Annotated in this window: 11 protein-coding genes and 4 tRNA genes; 14 read left to right on the top strand and 1 reads right to left on the bottom strand. The window is 49.6% G+C overall.

Features of this window, described 5'->3' with window-relative positions; all coding sequences use genetic code 11:
* Positions 1-89 precede the first annotated feature (89 nt).
* Both murB and birA read left to right on the top strand, forming a co-directional pair.
* Positions 90-1,118, top strand: a complete 1,029-nt coding sequence (murB, locus tag AC07P6_RS28870; protein ID WP_478315236.1) for a UDP-N-acetylmuramate dehydrogenase — start codon at positions 90-92, stop codon at positions 1,116-1,118.
* Positions 1,115-2,077, top strand: a complete 963-nt coding sequence (gene birA / locus AC07P6_RS28865) for a bifunctional biotin--[acetyl-CoA-carboxylase] ligase/biotin operon repressor BirA (RefSeq protein WP_434660739.1) — start codon at positions 1,115-1,117, stop codon at positions 2,075-2,077. The genes murB and birA overlap by 4 nt, the downstream gene beginning before the upstream one ends.
* 25 nt (positions 2,078-2,102) lie before the next feature.
* Here the strand turns inward: birA and coaA are convergent, their stop codons facing one another.
* The gene (gene coaA, locus AC07P6_RS28860; RefSeq protein WP_478315235.1) at positions 2,103-3,053 is read right to left on the bottom strand and encodes a type I pantothenate kinase; all 951 of its coding nucleotides are present in this window, start codon (positions 3,051-3,053) and stop codon (positions 2,103-2,105) included.
* A 441-nt stretch (positions 3,054-3,494) separates the two neighbouring features.
* On the opposite strand from coaA, the gene AC07P6_RS28855 reads away from it, so the two are divergent.
* The 12 genes from AC07P6_RS28855 (at position 3,495) to rpoB (ending at position 13,277) form a co-directional block, all read left to right on the top strand.
* Positions 3,495-3,570 (top strand) — tRNA-Thr (locus tag AC07P6_RS28855).
* A gap of 10 nt (positions 3,571-3,580) precedes the next feature.
* Positions 3,581-3,665 (top strand) — tRNA-Tyr (locus AC07P6_RS28850).
* Between the two features lie 120 nt (positions 3,666-3,785).
* Positions 3,786-3,860, top strand: a tRNA-Gly gene (locus tag AC07P6_RS28845).
* A 5-nt stretch (positions 3,861-3,865) separates the two neighbouring features.
* Positions 3,866-3,941: transfer RNA gene (locus tag AC07P6_RS28840), tRNA-Thr, on the top strand.
* Between the two features lie 115 nt (positions 3,942-4,056).
* Entirely contained in the window at positions 4,057-5,241 is a 1,185-nt protein-coding gene (gene tuf, locus AC07P6_RS28835; RefSeq protein WP_182235593.1) for an elongation factor Tu, read from the top strand.
* Between the two features lie 232 nt (positions 5,242-5,473).
* Positions 5,474-5,857 carry a preprotein translocase subunit SecE gene (gene secE / locus AC07P6_RS28830; protein ID WP_110277335.1) on the top strand — a complete coding sequence of 128 codons (384 nt, stop codon included), beginning with the start codon at positions 5,474-5,476 and terminating at the stop codon, positions 5,855-5,857.
* Between the two features lies 1 nt (position 5,858).
* Positions 5,859-6,404, top strand: coding sequence for a transcription termination/antitermination protein NusG (gene nusG, locus AC07P6_RS28825; RefSeq protein ID WP_041143537.1), 546 nt, complete (start codon positions 5,859-5,861; stop codon positions 6,402-6,404).
* A gap of 156 nt (positions 6,405-6,560) precedes the next feature.
* Complete coding sequence (rplK, locus tag AC07P6_RS28820; protein ID WP_004097640.1) at positions 6,561-6,989, top strand: 50S ribosomal protein L11; 429 nt, start codon at positions 6,561-6,563, stop codon at positions 6,987-6,989.
* 3 nt (positions 6,990-6,992) lie between these two features.
* Positions 6,993-7,700: a 50S ribosomal protein L1 gene (gene rplA / locus AC07P6_RS28815; RefSeq protein WP_110277336.1), complete on the top strand. Its 708-nt coding sequence runs from the start codon at positions 6,993-6,995 to the stop codon at positions 7,698-7,700.
* 293 nt (positions 7,701-7,993) lie between these two features.
* Entirely contained in the window at positions 7,994-8,491 is a 498-nt protein-coding gene (rplJ, locus tag AC07P6_RS28810) for a 50S ribosomal protein L10 (protein ID WP_111753862.1), read from the top strand.
* A 66-nt stretch (positions 8,492-8,557) separates the two neighbouring features.
* Positions 8,558-8,923 (top strand): 50S ribosomal protein L7/L12, encoded by a 366-nt coding sequence (gene rplL / locus AC07P6_RS28805; protein WP_049842133.1) that lies wholly within the window; start codon positions 8,558-8,560, stop codon positions 8,921-8,923.
* 325 nt (positions 8,924-9,248) lie between these two features.
* Entirely contained in the window at positions 9,249-13,277 is a 4,029-nt protein-coding gene (gene rpoB / locus AC07P6_RS28800; RefSeq protein WP_181484082.1) for a DNA-directed RNA polymerase subunit beta, read from the top strand.
* The last annotated feature ends 74 nt before the right edge of the window (positions 13,278-13,351 follow it).

Here is a 13,351-nt window from a genome sequence, read left to right as displayed (position 1 = left end):
AGTTATCGCTAACGTACTACTGACAATCAGGCAAGCCTTCCCCTGCTATATACGGTAAACTAATGCTGATTTTGCATCAGGAAACCACTATGAACCACTCCCTCAAACCCTGGAATACCTTTGGCATAGACTGCTCGGCCAGAGAGCTTGTACGCGTCGAAAACGAACAACAGCTGGTTGCTGTCTGGCAAAAGGCTGTTACAGCAAAACAACCTGTTTTGATCCTGGGAGAAGGAAGCAATATTCTCTTCCTGGAGGATTATTCTGGTACGGTAATTATCAACCGTATCATGGGCATAGAGGTTAGTGAAACACCTGATGCCTGGCATTTGCATGTTGGGGCGGGGGAGAACTGGCATCGGTTGGTGCAATTCGCGTTGAATAATAAAATGCCTGGTTTAGAAAATCTTGCATTAATCCCTGGCTGTGCCGGATCTTCCCCGATTCAAAACATTGGTGCCTATGGAATTGAATTACAGAGCGTTTGTCAGTATGTCGATTGCGTTGAGTTAGCCACTGGTCAGAAGCGGCGCTTTTCCGCCGCTGAGTGCCGCTTTGGCTATCGCGACAGTATTTTCAAGCATGAGTATAAGGACCTCTACGCTATTGTGGCCGTAGGCCTAACTTTGGCAAAAGTATGGCGACCGGTCTTAACTTACGGTGATTTAACCCGCCTTGATCCTGAAAATGTTACGCCGCATCAGGTTTTTGATTCCGTTTGTCACATGCGAATGACTAAGCTTCCTGATCCAAAAGTGACGGGTAATGCGGGCAGTTTCTTTAAGAATCCGGTGATTAGTGCTGAAAATGCGCAAGGTTTGCTGGAGCAATATCCAGGTATTCCTCACTACCCGCAGCCTGATGGCAGCATAAAGCTGGCAGCAGGATGGCTCATCGATCAATGTCAGCTTAAAGGCAAGGTAATTGGCGGTGCAGCGGTACACAACCAACAGGCATTAGTATTGATTAATTACGATCGGGCAACCAGTGAAGATGTGGTTAAATTAGCCCACTATGTTCGCCAGCAGGTTGGGGATAAGTTCAATATCTGGCTACAACCGGAAGTGCGTTTTATTAGCAAAACAGGTGAAGTCGATGCGGAGGGGATTATTGTATGAAAGATTATACCGTTCCTCTGACGTTGGTATCGATACTGGCCGACGCTGAGTTTCACTCAGGCGAGCAACTTGGCGAGCGCTTAGGAATGAGCCGGGCGGCAATCAATAAACATATTCAAACCTTGCGTGACTGGGGAGTTGATGTATTTACCGTCCCAGGTAAAGGCTACAGCTTGCCGGAACCTATACAGCTATTAGACGAAGAACAGATTTCGAAGCAGATTGAACATGGGCGGGTAACCGTGCTACCGGTTATTGACTCTACGAATCAGTATTTACTGGATAGGCTTAGTGAACTGCAGTCTGGTGATGCTTGCGTAGCGGAATATCAACAGGCTGGTCGCGGTCGTAGGGGGCGTAAGTGGTTCTCGCCGTTTGGTTCTAACCTCTACCTTTCAATGTACTGGCGTCTTGAGCAGGGGCCCGCTGCTGCCATTGGTTTGAGTTTGGTCATCGGGATTGTGATTGCCGAGGTACTTCAAAGCCTGGGGGCCGATAAAGTACGGGTGAAATGGCCGAATGATCTCTATTTGCAGGATCGGAAACTGTCAGGGATCCTGGTGGAACTGACGGGTAAAACCGGTGACGCTGCACAGATAGTCAGCGGGGCAGGTATCAATCTTATGATGCGTCGTGTTGAGTCTGATGTTGTTAATCAAGGCTGGATCAGCTTACAGGAAGCAGGAATCTCTATCGATAGGAATACTCTGGCCGCGCGGTTGATTAAAGAATTGCGGGCTAGTCTGCAGCTTTTTGAACAGGAAGGTTTGGCACCGTATCTAAAACGCTGGGAAAAGTTAGATAACTTTATTAATCGTCCGGTTAAACTTATTATTGGTGATAAAGAAATCTTTGGTATTTCCCGCGGGATTGATGCTCAAGGAGCCTTATTGCTGGAACAGGATGGAGTAGTAAAACCCTGGATTGGTGGCGAGATATCGTTGCGCAGCGCTGAATGAAAAAAGGGAGCTAACGCTCCCTGTCTTATTTTCGTAATCGAACTTGATTGACGGAATGATTTGCACTTTTAGTCATTATAAGACTAGCCCGCTCACGAGTTGGAAGGATGTTTTCCTTTAAATTCAAAAGATTAATCTCATTCCATAACGATGTGGCAATGTTGATAGCTTCATCTTTAGAAAGCTGTGCGTAATTATGGAAATAAGAGTCGGGGTCGGTAAATGCCCCTTCGCGAAATTTCAGAAAACGATTGATATACCATGTTTTGAGCAAGTCTTCTGGCGCATCGACATAAATTGAAAAATCAACAAAATCTGAAACAAATACATGATGTGGATCGTGTGGGTAATCCATTCCACTTTGTAAAACATTTAATCCTTCAAGAATTAAAATATCCGGCTGGATAACTGTTTTATCCCCATCAGGAATAACATCATAAATCAGATGTGAATAGACAGGAGCAGTGGCGTTTGGAATGCCTGATTTCAGGTCGGAAACGAATTTAACTAAGCGATGCATATCGTAAGACTGCGGGAAGCCCTTCTTCTTCATCAGGCCGCGTTCTTTCAATACTGCGTTAGGATGCAAAAAACCATCGGTAGTGATCAATTCAACATGGCGATGTTCGGGCCAGCGACTGAGTAAAGCTTGCAGCACGCGCGCAGTAGTACTTTTGCCGACAGCCACGCTACCCGCAATACTGATGATATAAGGGATGCGTTGACCATTGGTACCGAGGAATTGTTCCAGTACCGCCTGGCGGCGCAAGTTAGAACTGATATAAAAATTGAGCAAGCGCGACAGTGGCAAATAAATCTCTGCAACTTCTTCAAGGGAAAGATCTTCATTGATGCCTTTTAACCGCGTGATTTCTTCCTCTGCTAGCGTCATCGGAACAGAATCACGAAGTGCAGCCCATTGGTCGCGGTTAAATTGTAGGTACGGTGTCATTAACGTTTGCTCTTTTTGGCTCATAAGCATGTTCTTGCAGTCGCCGAATGAAAGAAAGGCGGGGGTGCTTCACACTAGTTAATCAGGACAATGGGCAGGAGGGTAACACCAGATTGCAAGGAATAATAAGAAAAAAACTCATTGAATGATGCTTTCTAACGGTAACATCACAGAGGCGAATGAGTTGGTGGTGGCATATAAAGTCTTCTACAGGGCTGCCAATGTTAATTAACTGAGACCACGGGTAGCTCGTAGCGGTAAAGATGTTATATCAAAAGGGGATTTTACATTTTCAGGAGTTACCTCTAAGTAACTTTGTGCGATGAATGGTGTATTTTTGTGCTTCGTTGTTTGAATTTACACCGTTTTTTCTCGATTAAGCACAAAATGTGAGCGATAGAACGTTTTATGCAATTTTTTAGTTGCATGAACTCTCAGGTCTCCCTAGAATGCGCGCTACTTGATGCCGACTTAGCTCAGTAGGTAGAGCAACTGACTTGTAATCAGTAGGTCACCAGTTCGATTCCGGTAGTCGGCACCATCAAGTGCCTGGTGGGGTTCCCGAGCGGCCAAAGGGAGCAGACTGTAAATCTGCCGTCATCGACTTCGAAGGTTCGAATCCTTCCCCCACCACCATCTTTCGGCAACGCTTTGCGAAGCCAGGGTTGATTGGTTAAACTAGTCAACTCAAACAAAAAAAAGAGATTCATCTCTTTTTTTTGTTATAGAAAGAACTGGGTAGCCGAGTTTCAGGATGCGGGCATCGTATAATGGCTATTACCTCAGCCTTCCAAGCTGATGATGCGGGTTCGATTCCCGCTGCCCGCTCCAGACGTGCTGATATGGCTCAGTTGGTAGAGCGCACCCTTGGTAAGGGTGAGGTCCCCAGTTCGACTCTGGGTATCAGCACCACTTCTTTATCTCTCCTCCCTGTTTCTCTCTATTCTATTGCATTCAACAAGTCGGGCATGTTGCCTGGTTGATGTGGTGATATCACCGATTTATCCGTGTCTTAGAGGGACAATCGATGTCTAAAGAAAAGTTTGAACGTACAAAACCGCACGTTAACGTCGGTACTATCGGCCACGTTGACCATGGTAAAACAACGCTGACCGCTGCAATCACTACCGTACTGGCTAAAACCTACGGCGGTGCTGCTCGCGCATTCGATCAGATCGATAACGCGCCGGAAGAAAAAGCTCGTGGTATCACCATCAACACCTCCCACGTTGAATATGACACCCCGACTCGCCACTACGCACACGTAGACTGCCCGGGCCACGCCGACTATGTTAAAAACATGATCACCGGTGCTGCGCAGATGGATGGCGCGATCCTGGTTGTTGCTGCGACTGACGGCCCGATGCCGCAGACCCGTGAGCACATCCTGCTGGGTCGTCAGGTAGGCGTTCCGTACATCATCGTGTTCCTGAACAAATGCGATATGGTTGATGACGAAGAGCTGCTGGAACTGGTCGAAATGGAAGTTCGTGAACTTCTGTCTCAGTACGATTTCCCGGGCGACGACACTCCGATCGTTCGTGGTTCTGCTCTGAAAGCACTGGAAGGTGACGCTGAGTGGGAAGCGAAAATCATCGAACTGGCTGGCTTCCTGGATTCTTACATCCCGGAACCAGAGCGTGCGATTGACAAGCCGTTCCTGCTGCCTATCGAAGACGTATTCTCCATCTCCGGTCGTGGTACTGTTGTTACCGGCCGTGTAGAGCGCGGTATTGTTAAAGTTGGCGAAGAAGTTGAAATCGTTGGTATCAAAGAGACTGCGAAGTCTACCTGTACCGGCGTTGAAATGTTCCGCAAACTGCTGGACGAAGGCCGTGCTGGTGAGAACGTAGGTGTTCTGCTGCGTGGTATCAAACGTGAAGAAATCGAACGTGGCCAGGTACTGGCTAAGCCGGGCTCAATCAAGCCGCACACCAAGTTCGAATCTGAAGTTTATATTCTGTCCAAAGATGAAGGCGGCCGTCATACTCCGTTCTTCAAAGGCTATCGTCCGCAGTTCTACTTCCGTACAACTGACGTGACTGGCACCATCGAACTGCCGGAAGGCGTAGAGATGGTTATGCCGGGCGACAACATCAAAATGGTTGTTACCCTGATCCACCCGATCGCAATGGACGACGGTCTGCGTTTCGCAATCCGTGAAGGCGGCCGTACCGTTGGCGCGGGCGTTGTTGCTAAAGTTCTCAGCTAATCACTGATAACATTTGACGCAATGCGCAATAAAAGGGCATCATTTGATGCCCTTTTTGCACGCTTTCACACCAGAACCTGGCTCATCAGTGATTTTTTGAGTCATAATCATTGCTGAGACAGGCTCTGAAGAGGGCGTTAAGTCCGAAACGCAACAGAGCATTTCGGTTTGGTCGCCTCGTATTTCATGCGGGGTGAAGATATTTGTCTGAATTCTTGTGACAGGTTGGTTTATGAGTGCGAATACCGAAGCTCAAGGGAGCGGGCGCGGCCTCGAAGCGATGAAGTGGGCGATTGTTGCCGTGCTGCTGATTATGGCTATCGTCGGCAACTTCCTCTATCGTGACATTATGCTGGCAGTGCGTGCGTTGGCCGTAGTGATTCTGATCGCTGCAGCAGGCGGCGTCGCGCTGTTAACGACAAAAGGTAAGGCGACAGTGGCTTTCGCTCGCGAAGCGAGAACTGAAGTCCGCAAGGTTATTTGGCCAACTCGCCAGGAAACGTTGCACACTACGCTGATTGTTGCCGCAGTGACTGCAGTAATGTCACTGATCCTGTGGGGACTGGATGGTATTCTGGTTCGCCTGGTATCCTTTATCACTGGCCTGAGGTTCTGAGATGTCTGAAGCTCCTAAAAAACGTTGGTACGTCGTTCAGGCGTTTTCCGGTTTTGAAGGTCGCGTAGCTACCTCGTTGCGTGAACATATCAAATTACACAATATGGAAGAGTTGTTTGGCGAAGTCATGGTGCCGACGGAAGAAGTGGTCGAGATCCGTGGCGGCCTGCGCCGTAAAAGCGAGCGTAAATTCTTCCCTGGTTATGTACTGGTCCAGATGGTCATGAATGACGCGAGCTGGCACCTGGTGCGTAGCGTGCCTCGAGTGATGGGCTTTATCGGCGGCACCTCTGACCGTCCGGCTCCGATCAGTGATAAAGAAGTGGACGCGATCATGAACCGTCTGCAGCAGGTTGGTGATAAGCCGCGGCCGAAAACGCTATTTGAACCGGGTGAGATGGTACGCGTTAGCGATGGTCCGTTCGCAGACTTTAATGGCGTCGTCGAAGAAGTTGACTATGAGAAGTCGCGTCTGAAGGTGTCCGTTTCTATCTTCGGTCGTGCAACTCCGGTTGAACTTGATTTTGCTCAGGTAGAAAAAGCTTAACTGCCGATCAAAAAAACAGCGATTTAATCATTGCGTGAGGCGCGAAATTGACATACAATTTCGCGCCTTTTGTTTTTATGGGTCATATGCCCATAAAGCGATATTTATCACGGGGAGCCTTTTTTAAAGGCGTTACACCCAAACGAGGAAATTTAAATGGCTAAGAAAGTACAAGCCTACGTCAAGCTGCAGGTTGCAGCTGGTATGGCAAACCCGAGTCCGCCGGTTGGTCCAGCACTGGGTCAGCAGGGTGTGAACATCATGGAATTCTGCAAAGCGTTCAACGCTAAAACCGAATCCCTGGAAAAAGGTCTGCCAATCCCGGTTGTTATCACCGTTTACGCTGACCGTTCTTTTACCTTTGTTACTAAGACTCCGCCGGCTGCTGTTCTCCTGAAGAAAGCTGCAGGCATCAAGTCTGGTTCCGGTAAGCCGAACAAAGATAAAGTAGGTAAAATTTCCCGCGCTCAGCTGCAGGAAATCGCGCAGACCAAAGCTGCCGACATGACTGGTTCCGACATTGAAGCGATGACTCGCTCCATTGAAGGTACTGCACGTTCCATGGGCCTGGTAGTGGAGGACTAAGAAATGGCTAAACTGACCAAGCGCATGTCCGTGATCCGTGACAAAGTTGATGCAACTAAACAGTATGACATCAACGAAGCCATTGCCCTGCTGAAAGAGCTGGCGACCGCTAAGTTTGTAGAAAGCGTTGACGTTGCTGTAAACCTCGGCATCGACGCTCGTAAATCTGACCAGAACGTCCGTGGCGCAACTGTACTGCCGCACGGCACAGGTCGTTCCGTTCGCGTAGCCGTATTTGCCCAGGGCCCGAACGCTGAAGCAGCTAAAGCTGCAGGCGCCGAGCTGGTAGGTATGGAAGATCTGGCTGACCAGATCAAAAAAGGCGAAATGAACTTTGACGTTGTTATTGCTTCCCCGGATGCAATGCGCGTTGTTGGCCAGTTGGGCCAGGTTCTGGGTCCACGTGGCCTGATGCCAAACCCGAAAGTTGGTACCGTGACTCCTAACGTTGCTGAAGCAGTTAAGAACGCTAAAGCAGGCCAGGTTCGTTACCGTAACGACAAAAACGGCATCATCCACACTACCATCGGTAAAGTGGATTTTGACGCTGACAAACTGAAAGAAAACCTGGAGTCTCTGCTGGTTGCGCTGAAAAAAGCAAAACCGACTCAGGCAAAAGGCGTGTACATCAAGAAAGTTAGCCTCTCCACCACCATGGGTGCTGGCGTTGCCGTTGATCAGTCTGGTCTGACTGCGACAGTGGCGAACTAATATTCGCCTTTACGTGGGCGTAGGATTTGTCTACAATTCTACCCCCACGTTTGTTAACGAAAGTTAGCAAATAACAGATTTGTTCGTTGGAGCCTGGCCTATCCAGGCCTCCGTCGAAGACCGCAGGTGTTTCGCAAGAAACTTAATGCCCTGCGTAGACGGTGACAGAACGCTAAGATTATTTTTGGATACTCTGGCTTGTTTCTGCTCACCGTATAAAGACGCTCTTTCGTTGGAAAGAGTGAAGTGAGTTCCAGAGCATAAACTCTGGCAAACATCCAGGAGCAAAGCTAATGGCTTTAAATCTTCAAGACAAACAAGCGATTGTTGCTGAAGTCAGCGAAGTAGCCAAAGGCGCGCTGTCTGCAGTAGTTGCGGATTCCCGTGGCGTTACTGTAGGCAAAATGACTGAACTGCGTAAAGCAGGTCGTGAAGCTGGCGTTTACATGCGTGTTGTTCGTAACACCCTGCTGCGCCGCGTCGTTGAAGGTACTCAGTTCGAGTGCCTGAAAGACACGTTTGTTGGTCCGACCCTGATTGCATACTCTATGGAACACCCGGGCGCAGCTGCTCGTCTGTTCAAAGAGTTCGCGAAAGCGAATGCAAAATTTGAGGTCAAAGCCGCAGCCTTTGAAGGTGAGTTGATCCCGGCATCGCAAATCGATCGCCTGGCAACCCTGCCGACCTACGAAGAAGCAATTGCACGCCTGATGGCAACCATGAAAGAAGCTTCGGCTGGCAAACTGGTTCGCACTCTGGCTGCTGTTCGCGATGCGAAAGAAGCTGCTTAATCGCAGTTGTCTTTGTAAAGCATCTGCTTACGTATAAACTTATTCTGATATTCAGGAACAATTTAAATGTCTATCACTAAAGATCAAATCATTGAAGCAGTATCCGCTATGTCCGTAATGGACGTTGTTGAGCTGATCTCTGCAATGGAAGAAAAATTCGGTGTTTCTGCTGCTGCTGCTGTAGCTGTAGCTGCTGGCCCGGCTGAAGCTGCTGAAGAAAAAACTGAATTCGACGTAATTCTGAAAGGTATCGGCGCTAACAAAGTTGCCGTTATCAAAGCAGTACGTGGCGCAACTGGCCTGGGTCTGAAAGAAGCTAAAGACCTGGTAGAATCTGCTCCGGCCGCTCTGAAAGAAGGCGTGAGCAAAGATGACGCTGAAGCACTGAAAAAATCTCTGGAAGAAGCTGGCGCTGAAGTTGAAGTTAAATAAGCCAACTTTTCCGGTTGCAGCCTGAGTAATCAGGCTGATGGCTGGTGACTTTTTGGTCACCAGCCTTTTTGCGCTGTAAGGCGCCAGTAGCATTTCACACTGTTTGACTACTGGTTGTCCTGACAATGCTTGTTTCTATAGACGACTTAATATACTGCGACAGGTTAGGGCTCCTGAGCTGTGTAAATTGCAATGAAATGGTTTAAGCGTGATAGAAACAGGTATTGCGGAAAGTGTTCCATTTTCCGGTCAACAAAATAGTGTTGCATAAAAAACTGCCTTATGTGGGCAGATGGGTCGACTTGTCAGCGAGCTGAGGAACCCTATGGTTTACTCCTATACCGAGAAAAAACGTATTCGTAAGGATTTTGGTAAACGTCCGCAGGTTCTGGACATACCTTATCTCCTTTCTATCCAGCTTGACTCGTTTCAGAAGTTCATCGAGCAAGATCCTGAAGGACAGTATGGTCTGGAAGCAGCTTTCCGTTCCGTATTTCCGATTAAGAGCTACAGCGGTAATTCTGAGCTGCAATACGTCAGCTACCGTCTGGGCGAACCTGTTTTTGACGTTAAAGAATGTCAGATTCGTGGCGTGACCTATTCGGCACCGCTGCGTGTAAAACTGCGTCTGGTGATCTACGAGCGCGAAGCGCCGGAAGGCACAGTCAAAGACATTAAAGAACAAGAAGTCTACATGGGCGAAATTCCGCTCATGACTGACAACGGCACCTTTGTTATCAACGGTACCGAGCGTGTTATCGTTTCTCAGCTGCACCGTAGCCCAGGCGTCTTCTTTGACTCCGACAAAGGGAAAACCCACTCTTCGGGTAAAGTGCTGTATAACGCGCGTATCATTCCTTACCGTGGTTCCTGGCTGGACTTCGAGTTCGACCCGAAAGACAACCTGTTTGTCCGTATTGACCGCCGTCGTAAGCTGCCAGCAACGATTATTCTGCGTGCGCTGCAGTACACCACTGAGCAGATCCTTGACCTGTTCTTCGACAAAGTGGTCTTTGAAATTCGCGATAACAAGCTGCAGATGGAGCTCATTCCTGAGCGTCTTCGCGGTGAAACAGCTTCTTTTGATATCGAAGCTAACGGCAAGTTGTACGTCGAAAAAGGCCGCCGCATCACTGCACGCCACATTCGCCAGCTGGAAAAAGACGATATCAAACATATCGAAGTTCCGGTTGAGTACATTGCGGGTAAAGTTGCATCTAAAGACTATGTTGACGCATCTACCGGTGAGCTGATCTGCTCTGCGAACATGGAGCTGAGCCTGGATCTGCTGGCGAAGCTGAGCCAGTCTGGCCATAAGCGCATTGAAACTCTGTTCACCAACGATCTGGACCACGGTGCGTATATGTCTGAGACTATACGCGTCGACCCAACCAACGATCGTCTGAGCGCACTGGTAGAAATCTACCGCATGATGCGCCCTGGTGAACCACCGACTCGTGAAGCAGCTGAAAATCTGTTCGAGAACCTGTTCTTCTCCGAAGACCGCTATGATCTGTCAGCGGTTGGTCGTATGAAGTTCAACCGCTCTCTGCTGCGTGATGAAATCGAAGGTTCCGGTATCCTGAGCAAAGAAGACATCATCGAAGTGATGAAAAAGCTCATCGATATCCGTAACGGTAAAGGCGAAGTCGATGATATCGACCACCTCGGTAACCGTCGTATCCGTTCCGTAGGCGAAATGGCGGAAAACCAATTCCGCGTTGGCCTGGTGCGTGTTGAGCGTGCGGTGAAAGAGCGTCTGTCTCTGGGCGATCTGGATACCCTGATGCCTCAGGATATGATCAACGCCAAGCCGATTTCTGCCGCGGTTAAAGAGTTCTTCGGTTCCAGCCAGCTTTCCCAGTTTATGGACCAGAACAACCCGTTGTCTGAGATTACGCACAAACGTCGTATCTCCGCACTCGGCCCAGGCGGTTTGACCCGTGAACGCGCAGGCTTTGAAGTTCGAGACGTACACCCGACTCACTACGGTCGCGTATGTCCTATCGAAACGCCTGAAGGTCCGAACATCGGTCTGATCAACTCCCTGTCCGTGTACGCACAGACTAACGAATACGGCTTCCTTGAGACTCCGTACCGTAAAGTAACCGACGGTGTTGTTACCGACGAAATTCATTACCTGTCTGCTATTGAAGAAGGCAACTACGTTATCGCTCAGGCGAACTCCAACCTGGATGACGAAGGCCACTTTGAAGAAGACCTGGTAACTTGTCGTAGCAAAGGCGAATCCAGCTTGTTCAGCCGCGACCAGGTTGACTACATGGACGTTTCCACCCAACAGGTGGTTTCCGTCGGTGCGTCCCTGATCCCGTTCCTGGAACACGATGACGCCAACCGTGCATTGATGGGTGCGAACATGCAACGTCAGGCGGTTCCGACTCTGCGTGCTGATAAGCCGCTGGTTGGTACCGGTATGGAACGTGCTGTTGCCGTTGACTCCGGTGTAACTGCGGTTGCTAAACGTGGCGGTCTGGTTCAGTACGTGGATGCCTCCCGTATCGTTATCAAAGTTAACGAAGACGAGATGTACCCGGGTGAAGCAGGTATCGACATCTATAACCTGACCAAATACACCCGTTCTAACCAGAACACCTGTATTAACCAGATGCCGTGTGTGTCTCTGGGTGAGCCAATCGAGCGCGGCGACGTGCTGGCAGATGGCCCGTCTACCGACCTCGGTGAGCTGGCGCTCGGTCAGAACATGCGCGTGGCATTCATGCCATGGAATGGTTACAACTTCGAAGACTCCATCCTCGTATCCGAGCGTGTTGTTCAGGAAGACCGTTTCACTACCATCCATATTCAGGAACTGGCATGTGTGTCTCGTGACACCAAGCTGGGGCCGGAAGAGATCACTGCTGACATCCCGAACGTGGGTGAGGCTGCGCTCTCCAAACTGGATGAGTCCGGTATCGTTTACATTGGTGCAGAAGTTACCGGTGGCGACATTCTGGTTGGTAAGGTCACGCCGAAAGGTGAAACCCAGCTGACGCCAGAAGAGAAGCTGCTGCGTGCAATCTTCGGTGAGAAAGCGTCTGATGTTAAAGACTCTTCTCTGCGCGTACCAAACGGTGTTTCCGGTACGATTATCGACGTTCAGGTCTTTACCCGCGATGGCGTAGAAAAAGACAAACGTGCGCTGGAAATCGAAGAGATGCAGCTGAAGCAGGCGAAGAAAGACCTGTCTGAAGAATTGCAGATCCTCGAGGCTGGCCTGTTTGGTCGTATCTACGCGGTGCTGGTTTCCGGTGGTGTTGAAGCTGAGAAGCTCGACAAACTGCCGCGTGACCGCTGGCTGGAACTCGGCCTGACCGACGAAGAGAAACAAAATCAGCTAGAACAGCTGGCTGAGCAGTATGACGAACTGAAACACGAGTTCGAGAAGAAACTCGAAGCGAAGCGCCGCAAAATCACTCAAGGCGACGATCTGGCACCAGGCGTGCTGAAGATTGTTAAAGTGTATCTGGCCGTTAAACGTCAGATTCAGCCTGGTGACAAAATGGCTGGTCGTCACGGTAACAAGGGTGTTATCTCTAAGATCAACCCGATCGAAGATATGCCTTACGATGAAAACGGCACGCCGGTAGACATCGTACTGAACCCGCTGGGCGTACCGTCTCGTATGAACATCGGTCAGATTCTGGAAACCCACCTGGGTATGGCTGCGAAAGGTATTGGCGAGAAAATCAACGCCATGCTGAAACAGCAGCAAGAAGTCGCCAAACTGCGCGAATTCATCCAGCGTGCCTACGATCTGGGTACAGACGTTCGTCAGAAGGTCGATCTGAATACCTTCACTGATGAAGAAGTTCTGCGTCTTGCTGAAAACCTGAAAAAAGGTATGCCGATCGCAACGCCAGTATTCGACGGTGCGAAAGAGTCTGAAATCAAGGAACTGTTACAGCTGGGCGGCCTGCCGACTTCCGGTCAGATCACGTTGTTTGACGGTCGTACCGGTGAGCAGTTCGAGCGCCAGGTAACCGTTGGCTACATGTACATGCTGAAACTGAACCACCTGGTTGATGACAAAATGCATGCGCGTTCTACCGGTTCTTACAGCCTGGTTACTCAGCAGCCGCTGGGTGGTAAGGCGCAGTTCGGTGGTCAGCGCTTCGGGGAGATGGAAGTGTGGGCGCTGGAAGCTTATGGCGCGGCATACACCCTGCAGGAAATGCTCACCGTTAAGTCTGATGACGTGAACGGTCGTACCAAGATGTATAAAAACATCGTGGACGGCAACCATCAGATGGAACCGGGCATGCCGGAATCCTTCAACGTACTGTTGAAAGAGATTCGCTCGCTGGGCATCAACATCGAACTGGAAGACGAGTAACTCTCGCTCAAACAGGTCACTGGTGCCGGGATAATTCCCGGCGCCAGATTGTGCTAACTCCGACGGGAGCAAAT

This window comes from Klebsiella sp. GFKo11 (genome assembly GCF_056490265.1).
The sequence above is the reverse complement of the archived record's forward strand: the minus strand, read 5'-3'. Positions and strand labels throughout refer to the sequence as shown.

Excerpts from the sequence above, each read along its gene's own strand:
- rplA (WP_110277336.1), top strand. The coding sequence starts at position 6,993 with ATGGCTAAACTGACCAAGCGCATGTCCGTGATCCGTGACAAAGTTGAT.
- rpoB (WP_181484082.1), top strand. The coding sequence starts at position 9,249 with ATGGTTTACTCCTATACCGAGAAAAAACGTATTCGTAAGGATTTTGGT.
- murB (WP_478315236.1), top strand. The coding sequence starts at position 90 with ATGAACCACTCCCTCAAACCCTGGAATACCTTTGGCATAGACTGCTCG.
- rplK (WP_004097640.1), top strand. The coding sequence starts at position 6,561 with ATGGCTAAGAAAGTACAAGCCTACGTCAAGCTGCAGGTTGCAGCTGGT.
- nusG (WP_041143537.1), top strand. The coding sequence starts at position 5,859 with ATGTCTGAAGCTCCTAAAAAACGTTGGTACGTCGTTCAGGCGTTTTCC.
- tuf (WP_182235593.1), top strand. The coding sequence starts at position 4,057 with ATGTCTAAAGAAAAGTTTGAACGTACAAAACCGCACGTTAACGTCGGT.
- coaA (WP_478315235.1), bottom strand. The coding sequence starts at position 3,053 with ATGAGCCAAAAAGAGCAAACGTTAATGACACCGTACCTACAATTTAAC.
- birA (WP_434660739.1), top strand. The coding sequence starts at position 1,115 with ATGAAAGATTATACCGTTCCTCTGACGTTGGTATCGATACTGGCCGAC.
- rplJ (WP_111753862.1), top strand. The coding sequence starts at position 7,994 with ATGGCTTTAAATCTTCAAGACAAACAAGCGATTGTTGCTGAAGTCAGC.
- rplL (WP_049842133.1), top strand. The coding sequence starts at position 8,558 with ATGTCTATCACTAAAGATCAAATCATTGAAGCAGTATCCGCTATGTCC.
- secE (WP_110277335.1), top strand. The coding sequence starts at position 5,474 with ATGAGTGCGAATACCGAAGCTCAAGGGAGCGGGCGCGGCCTCGAAGCG.